The 12,158-nt window shown below is 75.4% G+C and carries 10 protein-coding genes; 8 read left to right on the forward strand and 2 right to left on the reverse strand.

The genetic code is table 11. From position 1 onward, the window contains the following. The first annotated feature begins 9 nt into the window (after positions 1 to 9). From LH62_RS02820 to LH62_RS02855, 8 genes are all read left to right on the forward strand, one after another. On the forward strand, positions 10 to 1,296 hold the full coding sequence (locus LH62_RS02820) for a murein hydrolase activator EnvC (protein WP_043359104.1): 1,287 nt from the start codon (positions 10 to 12) through the stop codon (positions 1,294 to 1,296). Positions 1,297 to 1,408: 112 nt separating this feature from the next. Continuing rightward, a complete protein-coding gene (locus LH62_RS02825; RefSeq protein ID WP_043359105.1) occupies positions 1,409 to 2,800 on the forward strand; it encodes a S41 family peptidase in 1,392 nt (463 codons plus the stop codon). Positions 2,801 to 2,810: 10 nt separating this feature from the next. Beyond that, entirely contained in the window at positions 2,811 to 3,860 is a 1,050-nt protein-coding gene (locus LH62_RS02830; protein ID WP_052213644.1) for a divergent polysaccharide deacetylase family protein, read from the forward strand. Between the two features lie 14 nt (positions 3,861 to 3,874). Continuing rightward, entirely contained in the window at positions 3,875 to 4,354 is a 480-nt protein-coding gene (locus tag LH62_RS02835) for an RNA pyrophosphohydrolase (RefSeq protein ID WP_043359106.1), read from the forward strand. Between the two features lie 18 nt (positions 4,355 to 4,372). Next, positions 4,373 to 4,933 (forward strand): LemA family protein, encoded by a 561-nt coding sequence (locus tag LH62_RS02840; protein WP_043359108.1) that lies wholly within the window; start codon positions 4,373 to 4,375, stop codon positions 4,931 to 4,933. Between the two features lie 10 nt (positions 4,934 to 4,943). After that, positions 4,944 to 6,035, forward strand: a complete 1,092-nt coding sequence (locus LH62_RS02845) for a M48 family metalloprotease (RefSeq protein ID WP_043359110.1) — start codon at positions 4,944 to 4,946, stop codon at positions 6,033 to 6,035. A gap of 39 nt (positions 6,036 to 6,074) precedes the next feature. Beyond that, the gene (locus LH62_RS02850; protein ID WP_043359111.1) at positions 6,075 to 7,223 is read left to right on the forward strand and encodes an exonuclease SbcCD subunit D; all 1,149 of its coding nucleotides are present in this window, start codon (positions 6,075 to 6,077) and stop codon (positions 7,221 to 7,223) included. Positions 7,224 to 7,225: 2 nt separating this feature from the next. Next, the gene (locus LH62_RS02855) at positions 7,226 to 10,255 is read left to right on the forward strand and encodes an AAA family ATPase (protein WP_043359113.1); all 3,030 of its coding nucleotides are present in this window, start codon (positions 7,226 to 7,228) and stop codon (positions 10,253 to 10,255) included. 100 nt (positions 10,256 to 10,355) lie between these two features. Here the strand turns inward: LH62_RS02855 and LH62_RS02860 are convergent, their stop codons facing one another. Both LH62_RS02860 and LH62_RS02865 read right to left on the reverse strand, forming a co-directional pair. Further along, a complete protein-coding gene (locus LH62_RS02860; RefSeq protein WP_043359115.1) occupies positions 10,356 to 11,354 on the reverse strand; it encodes an asparaginase in 999 nt (332 codons plus the stop codon). Beyond that, positions 11,351 to 12,049 carry an isochorismatase family protein gene (locus LH62_RS02865; RefSeq protein ID WP_043359117.1) on the reverse strand — a complete coding sequence of 233 codons (699 nt, stop codon included), beginning with the start codon at positions 12,047 to 12,049 and terminating at the stop codon, positions 11,351 to 11,353. The genes LH62_RS02860 and LH62_RS02865 overlap by 4 nt, the downstream gene beginning before the upstream one ends. Positions 12,050 to 12,158: the final 109 nt, after the last annotated feature.

Below are 12,158 nucleotides of genomic sequence, written 5' to 3' on the forward strand. Positions count from 1 at the left end.
CGTAGCGCTTTGACGCGCATCCCAGCCCTGCTCGGCGTCCTGCTGCTCGCCGCGCCGCCGGCGGCCGCCCAGCCCCTGACGCCGCAGGCGGTGCAGGACGCCCAGCGCGCCGCCCAGGCCGAGCGCGCCGCCGCCGAGGCCGCCGCCCGCGCCGCCGCGGCGGCCGCCGCCGAGGAGCGCCGCCTCGCCGAGCGCCGCGTGGAAGCGGCGCGTCGCGCGCAATTGGCCGACCAGCGCAGGGGCGAGGCGGAGGACGGCCTCGCCGCCGCCCGCACCGCCGCCGAGGCCGCCCGCGCCGAGGGCCGCGCCCGGGCCGAGGCGCTGGCGCCGATGCTGCCGCTGATGCTCCGCCTCGGCCTGTGGCCGGCGGAATCCCTGCTTGCCGTCCCGGGCCCGCCGGAGGACCGGCTGCGCGGCCTGCTGGTCCTCCAGGGCCTTTCCCGCCAGCTCGCCACCGAGGCCGCCAGCCTCCGCGCCGCCGAGGCCGAGGCCGCCCGCCGTGCCGCCGAGGCCGCCGAGCGCGCCGCCGCCCTGCGCGAAGCCGAGGCCCAGGCCCGCACCGCCTCCGCCGCCCTCGAGGCCGAGCTGAAAGCCGCCCGCGACCGTCGCGCCGGCGCCGAGGATGCCGAGGAGGACGCCGCCCGCCGCGCCGCCGCCAGCGCCGCCCGCGCTGGCAGCCTGGAATCCGCCCTCGCCCGGCTGCGCCAGGAGGAGGCCCGCCAGGCGGCCGAGGCCCGCGCCCGCGAAGCCGCCGAAGCCCGCGCCCGCGCCGCCGCCGAGGCGCGCGAGCGGGCCGCCGCCGCCCAGGCTCGCGCCGACGCCGCCGCCCGTGCCCGGGACGCCGCCGAGCTGCGCGCCCGCGAGGCCGCCGAGGCCCGCAGCCGCCGGGCCGAAGCCGAGATGGCCGCCACCCGCACGCCGGACCCGCCGCCCCGCGCCTCCGGCGGCCGTGCCATGCCCGTGCTCGGCCGCGTCACCCGCGAATTCGGCACGGCCGGCGCGGGCGGCCCCTCCCGCGGCCTCACCCTCCAGGCGGCATCCGGCGCCCGCGTCGTCAGCCCCTGCGGCGGCCGCGCCGTTTTCGCCGCGCCCTTCCGCAGCTTCGGCCAGTTGTTGATTGTCGATTGCGGCGATGGATACCATGTCGTGCTGGCGGGGCTCGACCGGCTGGATGCCGCGCCGGGCCAGCGCTTGCTGGCCGGCGAGCCGGTCGGGCAACTCGGCGAGGCGGCGCTCTACCTGGAACTCCGGCGCAACGGCCAGCCCATCGACCCGCGCGGCTGGTTCCCGGGATGATCGCCCGAATACCGGACGTTAACGATACTGGCCCTGCCATGCGGCCGGGCTTCACGCTAACATGCCGGATCGCGGCCCGCAGGCCGCACCGGAACAGGGATACGGGTGCCGCATGAAGGGCAGGGTTCGGACGATGGCGACGGTCGGCGCGGCATTCGCCGCCGGCATCATTCTCGGCCCCATGGTCACCTCCCCCATGGTCAAGGCCTGGGCGCAGGACGGCGGCCGGGCGGAAACCTATCGCCTGCTGAACCTTTTCGGCGACGTCTTCGAGCGGGTCCGCGCCGAGTATGTCGAGCCGATCAACGACCGCGACGCCGTCGAGAACGCCATCAACGGCATGCTGACCGGCCTCGACCCGCACAGCTCCTACCTGAACCAGCGCTCCTACCGCGACATGCAGGTGCAGACCCGCGGCGAGTTCGGCGGCCTCGGGATCGAGGTCACGCAGGAGGGCGGCTATATCAAGGTCATCTCCCCGATCGACGAGACGCCGGCCGCCCGCGCCGGCGTCAAGGCGGGCGACCTCATCACCCATCTCAACGGCAACTCCGTCCAGGGCCTGACCCTGCAGGAAGCAGTGGAGCAGATGCGCGGCGAGCGCGGCACGGCCATCAAGATCACGATCCGCCGCGAGGGCGCCGACCGGCCGATCGAGCTGTCGCTGACGCGCGAGGTCATCCGCCCGCAGGTGGTGCGCTTCCGCATCGAAGGCAACGACGTCGCCTATGTGCGGCTCACCTCCTTCAACGAGCAGACCGATGTTGGCCTGCGCCGCGCCATCCAGGCCATGCGCGGGCAGGCCGGCAACAGCCTGAAGGGCATCGTGCTCGATCTGCGCAACAACCCGGGCGGGCTGCTCGACCAGGCGGTCCAGGTCACGGATGACTTCCTCGAGCAGGGCGAGATCGTTTCGACGCGCGCCCGCCGGGCGGAGGATGCGCAGCGCTGGAACGCCAAGGGCGGCGACATCGCCGGCGGCCTGCCGGTGGTGGTGCTGATCAACGGCGGCAGCGCCTCGGCCAGCGAGATCGTCGCCGGCGCCCTGCAGGATCACCGCCGCGCCATCGTCCTCGGCACCAAGTCCTTCGGCAAGGGCAGCGTGCAGACGGTGATGCCGATCCCCGGCCAGGGCGCCATCCGCCTCACCACGGCGCGCTACTACACGCCCTCCGGCCGCTCCATCCAGGGCACCGGCATCGAGCCCGATATCGAGGTGCTGGCCCAGCGCCAGGAGGCGACGGCCAACATCCCGCGCGAGCGCGAGGCCGACCTGCGCCGCGCGCTGCGCAACGAGGGCGGGGTGCAGCAGCCGACGGGCGCCGCCATCCCGCCGCTGCAACTGCCGCAGGGCATCGCCGAGCGCGTGACGCGCCTGCCGCCCGAGGGCACGCCCTCCTTCGACCCGACCAAGCCGGAGACCGACTTCCAGCTCCAGCAGGCGATGCAGTTGCTCCGCAACCTGGCGGCGGCGCAGAACTCGGGCCGGCGCGCCGCGCGCTGACCTGCCGCCCATGGCGCGCCTGTCCTTCGGCTGGCGGGCCCTGATCCTCTGCTGGGCCGCGGTGGTGCTGCTGCTCGGCGGCGGCACCGCGGTCCTTGCTTGGCTCGGGCCCTTGCCCGCCCCGCCCGTCGCCGAGGCTCCCGCCGAGCCGGCTGCCACGCCTACGCCCCGCGCGGAGCCGGCCATCGCCGAAGCGCCTCCCGCACCCGGGCCGCCGCCGGTGGTCGAGGCCGCCAGCCGCCCCGGCGCGTCGCCCGGCCGCCCCATCCCCGCCGGCGAGGAGGCCCTACAGGACCCGGGGCCCCATGGCCCGATGCCCCGCATCGGCCCCGATGGCCGCACCCCGATCCGCGCCTTCGGCCGGCCCTTCGACCGGCAGGAGGCCCGCCCCCGCATCGGCCTCGTCATCGGCGGGCTCGGCATGAACGCCGCGCTGACCGAGGAGGCGATCCGCCGCCTGCCCGGCACCGTCACCCTCGCCTTCAGCCCCTATGCGCCGCAGCCCGGCCGCCTGCTCGACCAGGCCCGCGCCCGTGGGATGGAGGTGCTGCTCGCCCTGCCGCTGGAGCCCACAGGCTACCCGCTCAACAACCCCGGCAACCGCGCCCTGCTGACCAGCCTGCCCGTGGCGGAGAACGAGGACCGGCTGGCCTGGCTGCTGTCCCGCTTCACCGGTTATGTCGGGGCGATCGGCGCGCTCGGGCCGATGCGGGGCGAGCGCTTCGCCGCCATGCTCGGCCCCTATGGCGACCTCCAGGCCCGCATCGCCAGCCGCGGCCTGCTCTATGTCGACCCGCGCCCCGGCGCGCCTTCGCCCGAGCGTGCCTGGGGCCGCAGCATCGACCTCGTCATCGACGAGCCGGCGACCCGCGGCGAGATCGAGCTGAAGCTCCGCGCGCTGGAGGCGCTGGCCCGCGAGCGCGGTGCCGCCCTCGGCTATGCCGGCGAGGCCTCGCCGGTGCTGATCGACCGGCTCGCCGCCTGGGCCGGCACGGTGGAGGCCAGCGGCCTCGTCCTCGCCCCCGTCACCGCGCTGATGCAACGCCCCGCCGCCCGCTGAAAGGACCCTGCCGGATGGACCTGCCCTATCGCGACAATGTCGGCGCGGTGCTGTTCAACCGGGCCGGCCTCGTCCTCGTCGCCCGTCGCGCCGACCTGCCCAATGCGGAAGGCGCGCCGGGCGGCTGGCAGCTTCCCCAGGGCGGGATGGACCCGGGCGAGGACCCGGCCGTCGCCGTCTACCGCGAGATGGAGGAGGAGATCGGCACGCGCAACGCCGAGATCATCGCCGAGCACCCGGACTGGCTGAGCTACGACCTGCCGCCGCACCTGCTCGGGAAGGCCCTGGGCGGCAAGTATCGCGGCCAGCGGCAGCGGTGGTTCGCGCTGCGCTTCCTGGGCGAGGATGCGGAAATCCGCCTCGACCTCGACCCGCACCCGGAATTCGATGCCTGGCGCTGGGTGCCGCTGGCCGAGCTGCCCTCGCTGGCCGTTTCGTTCAAGCGCGAAATCTATGGTACAATCGCCCGCGACTTCGCCCGCTTCGCCGGGTGACGCGGGAGGAAGTGCGGCATGACGGGTTGGATCGTCCTCGGCGTCGTCGTCGTCCTGCTGCTCTGGCTCGTCGTCACCTACAACCGGCTGGTGGCGCTGCGGCAGACCACGGGCCAGGCCTGGTCCGACGTCGACGTGCAGCTGAAGCAGCGGCACGACCTCATCCCCAACCTGGTCGAGACGGTGAAGGGCTATGCCTCGCATGAGCGCGGCACGCTGGAAGGCGTGGTGCAGGCCCGCAACGCCGCCCTCGGCGCCCGCGGGCCGGAGCAGGCGGCCGCGGCAGAAGGCGCGCTGGGCGCCGCGCTGGGGCGGCTGCTGGCGCTGTCGGAGGCCTATCCCGACCTCAAGGCCAACCAGAATTTCCTTCAGCTCCAGTCGGAGCTCGGCGACGTCGAGAACAAGATCGCCGCCGCCCGGCGCTTCTTCAACAACGCCGTCGCCGAGTACAACAGCGCCATCCAGCAGATCCCGGCGGTGCTCTTCTCGGGCGCGCTCGGCTTCCTGCCGCGCGGCTTCTTCGAGCTGCCGGAGGCGGAGCGCGCCGCCGTCGCCGCCCCGCCGCAGGTGAAGTTCTAGGGCGCACACCATGCGCGCCTTCGGGCTGAAGACCTGGATCTGGAACAATGGCTGGAAGACCGGCCTGCTGCTGGCCGGCTTCCCCGTCCTGCTGGCGCTGATCTGCTTCGCCCTCGGCCTGCTGCTCGTGGCCGGGGAGGCGCATTCCTTCCGCCAGGGCCTGCGGGACGCGGCGGGCATCGTCCCCGCCGTGCTGCCCGTGGTGCTGGTGGTGACGGCCATCTGGTTCGGCATCGCCTGGTTCTGGAACCAGCGCATCCTCGACTTCCTGACCGGCGCCCGTCCGGTGACGCGGCAGGGGGAACCGCGGCTGTGGAACGCGCTCGAGACGCTTTGCATCAGCCGCGGCCTCGGCATGCCGCGCCTCGCGGTGATCGAGCAGCCGGCGCGCAACGCCTTCGCCTCCGGCCTTTCGCGCGCGACCGGCGCCGTCACCGTCACGCGCGGCCTGCTCGACGCGCTCAACGACCGCGAGCTATCGGCCGTGCTGGCGCATGAGCTGACGCATATCCGCAACGGCGACGCGCGCCTCGCCGTCGTCGCCGCGGTCTTCGCCGGCGTCGTCTCGCTGCCGGGGGAGATGCTGGTCCGCGCCGGCAACCTCTTCGGCAACCACGGCCCGGTGACGACCGGCCGCTCTTCCTCGCGCTCCTCGTCGGGCAATGACGGCAAGGGCGGCGCGGCGGCCCTGCTCGTGCTGCTCTCGCTGGCCATCATGCTGGTGACCTGGGCGCTGGCGCTCGCCCTGCGCTTCGCCCTGTCGCGCAACCGCGAATTCCTGGCCGATGCCGGGGCGGTGGAGCTGACGCAGGACCCGGATGCGCTGATCTCGGCGCTGCGCAAGGTCGCCGCCCAATCGGAGTTGCCACGCCTGCCCGCCCAGGTGCAGGCCATGCTGCTGGAGAGCCCAGGCGAGACGCTCGGCAAGAAGTGGCTGGCGACCCATCCGCCGCTCGATGAGCGGATCCGCGCGCTGATCCGCTTTGCCGGTGGGCGCGACCCGGGCCCCGTCTCCGTGCTGGAGGCGGCGCCCGCCCCCGCCGAGGCGCCGATGCCGGCGGCGGCGCCCATCCCCGGCTCGCCCTGGTGGCGGCAGAGCTAGCTTGCGCCCACCCGCCCCGCCTGCGCATGGTGCGCCCGCATGCGCTTCCTCCATACCGCCGACTGGCATCTCGGCCGCAGCCTCGGCGGGCACTCGCTCCAGGATGACCAGGCCCACCTGCTGGCCGAGCAGCTGCCGGCGATCGTCCGCGACACCAGGCCGGACGCCGTACTGCTCGCCGGCGACGTCTTCGACCGCGCCGTCCCGCCCGCCGAGGCGGTGCGGCTGCTGGACGAGGTGCTGAGCGCGCTCGTCCTCGGCCTCGGTGTCCCCGTCGTCATCATCCCCGGCAACCATGACGAGGCGCGGCGCGTCGGCTTCGGCGCCCGGCTGCTCGCCGCCGCGCGGCTGCACATCGTGCAGTCGCCCTGCGGCGAGGCCATCACGCTCGGCGACGGCCATGGCAACCGTGCCACCGTCGTCGCCTGCGGCTATGCGACGCCGCTGGCCCTGGCGCGCGAGCCGAGCCTCGCCGAGGCGCGCTTCGCCGATCATGACGGCGCCTTCGCCGCCCTCGCGCCCCTGCTGCACGGCCTTTGCCCGGCCGAGGGGCCGCGCGTGCTCGTCGCCCATGCCTTCGTCGCCGGCGGCGCCGAGAGTCCGCTGAGCGAGCGCGCCCTTTCGGTCGGCGGCACCGGTGCCATCGATGCGGCGCGCTTCGCCGGCTTCGATTATGTCGCCCTCGGCCATCTGCACCGGCCGCAGAGTCTGCTGGGCGGAAGGCTGCGCTACAGCGGCTCGCCCTTCCCCTATTCGGTGGAGGAGGCGGACCACGCCAAGTCGGTGACGCTGGTGGAGATCGGCGCGGAGGGCGCGCCGCGCATCGAGGCGATCCCGCTCGCCCCGCGGCGGGGGCTCCGCGTGCTGACGGGGAGCTTCGCCGCGCTGCGCGACACGGCGGGCCCGGCCCGCGAGGACTATGTCGCCCTGGTCCTCACCGACCCCTCCCCCATCCCCGAGGCGCAGCGCCGCCTGGCCGAGATCTTCCCCCGCATCGTCGGCCTGCGCTACGCCACGGAGCGCGCCGGCACCGGGCATTTCGCCACCGCCGGTGCCGCGGCGCGCATCGCCCGCCCGCTCGACCTCTTCGGCCGCTTCCATGCCGAGCTGCGCGGCGCCCCGCTGCCGGAGGAGGCCCGACCGGCGCTCGTCGCCGCCATCGAGGCGGCCGAGGCCGCCGGCCACTAGCCATGCGCCCGCTCCGCCTGACCGTCACCCATTTCGGCCCCTATGCCGCGCGGCAGGAGATCGACTTTGCCGCGCTCGGCCCGCACCGGCTCTTCCTCATCGCCGGCCCGACGGGCGCGGGGAAGACCAGCCTGCTGGACGCCCTCTGCTTCGCGCTCTTCGGCGAGAGCAGCGGCGAGGAGCGGCTGCCCGGCCATCTCCGCAGCCGCCACGCCCCGCCCGACGCGCCGACCGAGGTGGCGCTGGAATTCCTCCAGGCCGGCCGCCGCTGGCGCATCGCCCGCAGCCCGGAATGGGAGCGGCCCAAGCGCCGCGGCGAGGGCACCACCAAGGAGCGGATGAAGGTCTCGCTGCAGGCCCTCGACGCTGACGCCCCGCCGGTCGAGCGCGAGAGCGAGGTCGAGGCGCGCATCCGCGAGTTGCTCGGCCTCAGCGCCGCCGAGTTCCGCCAGACCGTGCTGCTGCCCCAGGGCCGCTTCCGCGAACTGCTGGTGGCGAAGCCCGCCGACCGGCAATCCATCCTGCAGACCCTGTTCCGCACCGCCCTCTATGCGCGGATCCAGAAGGAGCTGTCCCAGGCGGCCAACGCGGCGAAGGGCGCGCTGCGCGAGGCGGTCGGCGCCCGCGCCGGCCTGCTGCGCCGCACCGGGGCGGACACCCCGGAGGCCGCGCTGGCCGCCCGCGCCGCGCTGCGCGAGGCCCAGGGGGCGGCCGAGGCGGCGCGCGAGGTCGCCGCCGCCGGGGCGCTTGCCGCCCGCGCCGCCGAGGCCGCCGGCCAGGACGCCGCCCGCCGCCTCGCCGAGGCGCAGGGGGCGGCCGAGGCGCTGGCCGGCCTCGCCGCCCGCGCCCCCGCCATCCAGGCCGACCGCGCCCGGCTGGACGCTGCCCGCCGCGCCGACCGCCTCGGCCTGCCGCTCGCCGAGGCCGAAGCCGCCGCCGGGTCTGCCACCGCCGGGCGCAGCGGGGCCGCCGCCGCCGCCATCTGCGCCGAGGAGGCCCGCCACCGCCTCGCCCGCGCCGAGGCCGCCCTGGCCGAGGCTCCCGCCCAGGAGGCCGCCGCCCGCGCTGCCGCGGCCGAGGTGGAGCGGTTGCAGGGCCTCGTCACCCTCGCCGCCGAGGCCGAGGCCGCTGCCCGCGACGCCGCCACCGCCCGAGCCGCCGCGGGGCGGGCCACCGCCACCCTCGCCACCGCCACCACGGCGCTGGAAGCCGCGCGCGGGGGCGCAGCCGCCGCCGAGGCCGCTCGCGCCACCGCCCAGGCCGGCGCCGACCAGGCGGAGCGCCACCGCCTCGCCCGCGATGCCGCCGCCGCCCGGCTCGACGCCGCCCGCGCGCTGGAAGCGGCCGAGGCCTCCCTGCACCGCGCCCGCGCCGCCGGCGAGGCCGCCACCGCCGCCGAGGCCCGCGCCCTCGCCGCGTTCCATGACGCCCGGGCGGAGCGCGAAGCCGCCGCCGCCCGCATCGCCGCCGACCATGCCGCCCGCTTCGCCCTGCTGCTCGCGGATGGCGTGCCCTGCCCGGTCTGTGGCAGCCCGCACCACCCCGCCCCCGCCCATCCGCCCGCCGGCGAGGCCCTGCCCGACCTTGATGCCCTCGACGCCGCCGCCCGCGCCGCCGAGGCCCGGCTTGAGGAAGCCCGCCGGGCCGCCGCCCGCGCCGCCACCGCGCTGGCCATCGCCACCGAGCAGCAATCCGCCGCGCTCGCCCGTCTCGGCACCGCGCCGCGCGAGAGCCTGGCCGCCGCGCTGCAGGCCGAGCAATCCGCCCTCACCGCGGCCGAGGCCGCCGCCACCCGCCTGCCCGCCCTCGCCCGCACCGCCACCGAGGCCATGGCCGCCGCCGCCGCCGCCGAGACCCGCCTCGTCGCGGCGAGGGAGGGCGCCATCGCCGCTGCCGGCGCCCTGGCCGCCGCCGATGCCCGCCAGGAGGAGCGCCGGCGCCGCCTGCCCGCCGAGGCCCCGGACGCCGCCAGCCTCCGCGCCCAGGCCGCCGCGGCCGCTGCCCGCGCCACGAGCCTCGCCACCGCCCTGCGCGCCGCTCGTGAGGAAGGTGCCGCCGCCGCCGAGGCTGCCCGCGCCCAGGCCGAGCGTCAGGCCGAGGCGGAGCGCGCTGCCCGGCTCGCCGAGGCGACCGCGGCGGATGCCGCCGCCCGGCTCGCCACCGCCTGCGCCGCCGCCGGCTTCGCCGATGCCGCGGCCGCCCGCGCCGCCCGCCTGGACGCCACCGCGCAGGAGGCACTGGCCGCCGCCATCGCCGGTTTCGACCGCGCCCAGGCCGCCGCCACGAGCCAGGCCGAGGTCACCGCCCGGGCCGCCGCCGGCCTCGTCCCGCCCGACCTCGCCGGCCTCGCTGCCGCGCGGGAGGCGGCCGAGGCCGCCGCCACCCTGGCCCTTCAGCAAGCCACCCTCGCCCAGCGCGCGGTCGAGGAGCATGACCGGCTGCTCGCCGAGATCGAGGCCGCCGATGCCGCCCTCGCCGAGGCCGAGGCCGAGGCCATGCTGCGCCAGGACCTCGCCGATCTGGCCGAGGGCCGCGGCACCGGCCTCGACTTCGAGGGCTATGTGCTGTCCGGCCTGCTGGACGAGGCATTGGCGGCCGCCAATGCCCGGCTCGCCGCCATGCTTGACGGCCGCTACCGCCTCCGCCGGCGGGAGGAGCCGGAGCGGCTGCGCGCCCGCGCCGGCCTCGACATCGAGGTGGTGGATGGCTGGAACGCCGAGGCGCGGCCGGCCGCCACCCTGTCCGGCGGCGAAGGGTTCTGCGCCTCGCTAGCCATGGCGCTCGGCCTCGCCGATACCGTCGCCGCCCATGCCGGCGGCCACCAGCTGGATGCGCTCTTCATCGACGAGGGCTTCGGCACGCTGGATGCCGAGACGCTGGACACCGCCATCCGCGTGCTGGAGGGGCTGCAGGCCGGCGACCGGCTGGTCGGCGTCATCAGCCACGTGGCGGAGCTGCGCGAACGCATCCCTGCCCGGCTGGAGGTGACGCCCGGCCGCCGTGGCACCATGGCGGCCTTCAGGCTGGGCTAGAGCAAACTCCGGTCAGGTGGAATCATCTGATCGGAGGTATTTGCCCGCTGAAACAACAAGCTAAAGCGGGGTCCGTGAGCCAGTGCGAGCGGAAACCGCTTTAGTAGGTCGCGAAGATCCGCTCGATCTCGGCCGGCTCGCTGCTGACCGTCAGCGCGAGGGACAGCAGGATGCGCGCCTTCTGCGGATTGAGGTTGTCGGCTGGGATGAAGCCCGCCTCGGCCAGCTTCGTCGTCGGGAAGACCCGGCCGCTGCCGGACCGCGTCGATTGCAGCACGACGACGCCGGCCGCCCGTGCCTCCTTCAACGCCGCCGCATCGCCCGGCGTGACGAAGCCCGGCGCGAAGCCGGCGGCGACGATCCCGCGCGCCCCGGCAGCGGTGAAGGCGCGCACCGCCGTGCCGTCCGCGCCGGCATAGCTGTAGGCGATGTCGACCCGCGGCAGCGCATCGAGGCCGCGGATGTGGAACTCGGTTTCCGGCGCCAGCCGGCGCAGCGGCCGGCGGTACCACACTACCTTGTCGCCGTCCGCCTGGCCGAGCACGCCGAAATCCGGGCTGCGGAAGGTCTGCATCCGGCCGGTCGAGGTCTTGGTCACCTCGCGCGCCGCCTGGATCTCGTCATTCAGCAGCACCAGCGCGCCGAGGCCTCGCGCGCCCTCATCCGCCGCGACGCGCACCGCATTGACGAGGTTCAGCCCCGCATCGGTCGAAAGCGCCGAGGCCGGCCGCTGCGAGCCGACCACCACCACGGGCACCGGCACCTTCAGCGTCAGCGACAGGAAATAGGCCGTCTCCTCGAGCGAGGCCGTGCCATGGCCGATGACGATGCCGGCGACCGAGGGATCCTCCTTCGCCACCTTGTCGCAAAGCAGGACGAGTTGCTTCCACTCCGCCCAGGCGATCTGCGGCGAGGGCACGTTGCGGTAGGGCACCGCGAAGACATCAGCCACCTGCTGCACCTCGGGGAACTTGTCGAGGATGCCGCCGGCCTGGAGCATGTTGCCCATGGCGCCGTAATTGACCGTATCCAACGGCCCGTCGCCGAGCGAGGAGATCGTCCCGCCGGTCCCGATAAAGGCGATCCTCTTCCGGCTCATGCCGCATCCCTCTCTTCCGTGGCGAGGCCGGCGATGCATTCATCGACCGTCAGCACATCGCCGAATTGCAGGTAGAAGCTGATCAGCGATGCGCTGTGCTCGGCATCCGTCACGGCGGCGCAGCCGTCGCTGACCATCACGGTGCGGAAATTCAGCATCATCGCGTCCCGCGCGCTGCTCTCGCAGCAGCAGTTGGTCACCGTCCCGGCGATCAGCACCGTGTCGAGGCCGCGCGCGCGCAGCCGCTCCGGCAGGTCGGAGCCGCCCTGGATGAAGGCGCTGTAGCGGTACTTCCGCACCACCTCGTCGCCGTCCTGCACGTCGAGCGCCGGCCAAAGCGCATGGCCCGGCATCCCCTCGCTCATCGAGGCGGCGCGGCGGGCGCGCGCCTCGGGCGTCGCCATATTCTGCATGACGGACCACTCCGTCTCGCAGCGCGCGTCGAAGGTGTTCTGGATCCAACAGACGGCGCCGCCTGCCCGCCGCAGCGCCCCGGCCAGGCGGTTGATCGCCGGCACCACATTCTCCGCCATCGGGCAAAGCGCATGGGCCAGGTCGGCCCGCATGAACCCGTTCTGCATGTCGATCACGACGAGGGCGGTGCGGTGCGGATCGAGCCGGGCGAAGGGGTGCGGCGTGCCGCAGCGGGCCGCGACGCGGGCGGCGACGGCCTCCGGTATGGTGAAGGGATGCATGCAGAACCTCCGCGCAAATGGGCCTGGCCTGCGCTGCGCGTACCCTCGGAGCCGGTTCTTCGGCCGGTCGCCCGAGACTAGGCCGGGCCAGGAACCCCGGCAACCCGGC

Origin of the sequence: Belnapia sp. F-4-1 (assembly GCF_000802185.1) — a bacterium.
Taxonomy (GTDB): domain Bacteria; phylum Pseudomonadota; class Alphaproteobacteria; order Acetobacterales; family Acetobacteraceae; genus Belnapia.

Bases quoted from the DNA above. Each gene is read 5' to 3' on its own strand.
- LH62_RS02835 (WP_043359106.1), top strand. From the start codon at position 3,875: ATGGACCTGCCCTATCGCGACAATGTCGGCGCGGTGCTGTTCAACCGG.
- LH62_RS02850 (WP_043359111.1), top strand. From the start codon at position 6,075: ATGCGCTTCCTCCATACCGCCGACTGGCATCTCGGCCGCAGCCTCGGC.
- LH62_RS02860 (WP_043359115.1), bottom strand. From the start codon at position 11,354: ATGAGCCGGAAGAGGATCGCCTTTATCGGGACCGGCGGGACGATCTCC.
- LH62_RS02845 (WP_043359110.1), top strand. From the start codon at position 4,944: ATGCGCGCCTTCGGGCTGAAGACCTGGATCTGGAACAATGGCTGGAAG.
- LH62_RS02830 (WP_052213644.1), top strand. From the start codon at position 2,811: ATGGCGCGCCTGTCCTTCGGCTGGCGGGCCCTGATCCTCTGCTGGGCC.
- LH62_RS02825 (WP_043359105.1), top strand. From the start codon at position 1,409: ATGAAGGGCAGGGTTCGGACGATGGCGACGGTCGGCGCGGCATTCGCC.
- LH62_RS02840 (WP_043359108.1), top strand. From the start codon at position 4,373: ATGACGGGTTGGATCGTCCTCGGCGTCGTCGTCGTCCTGCTGCTCTGG.
- LH62_RS02855 (WP_043359113.1), top strand. From the start codon at position 7,226: ATGCGCCCGCTCCGCCTGACCGTCACCCATTTCGGCCCCTATGCCGCG.
- LH62_RS02865 (WP_043359117.1), bottom strand. From the start codon at position 12,049: ATGCATCCCTTCACCATACCGGAGGCCGTCGCCGCCCGCGTCGCGGCC.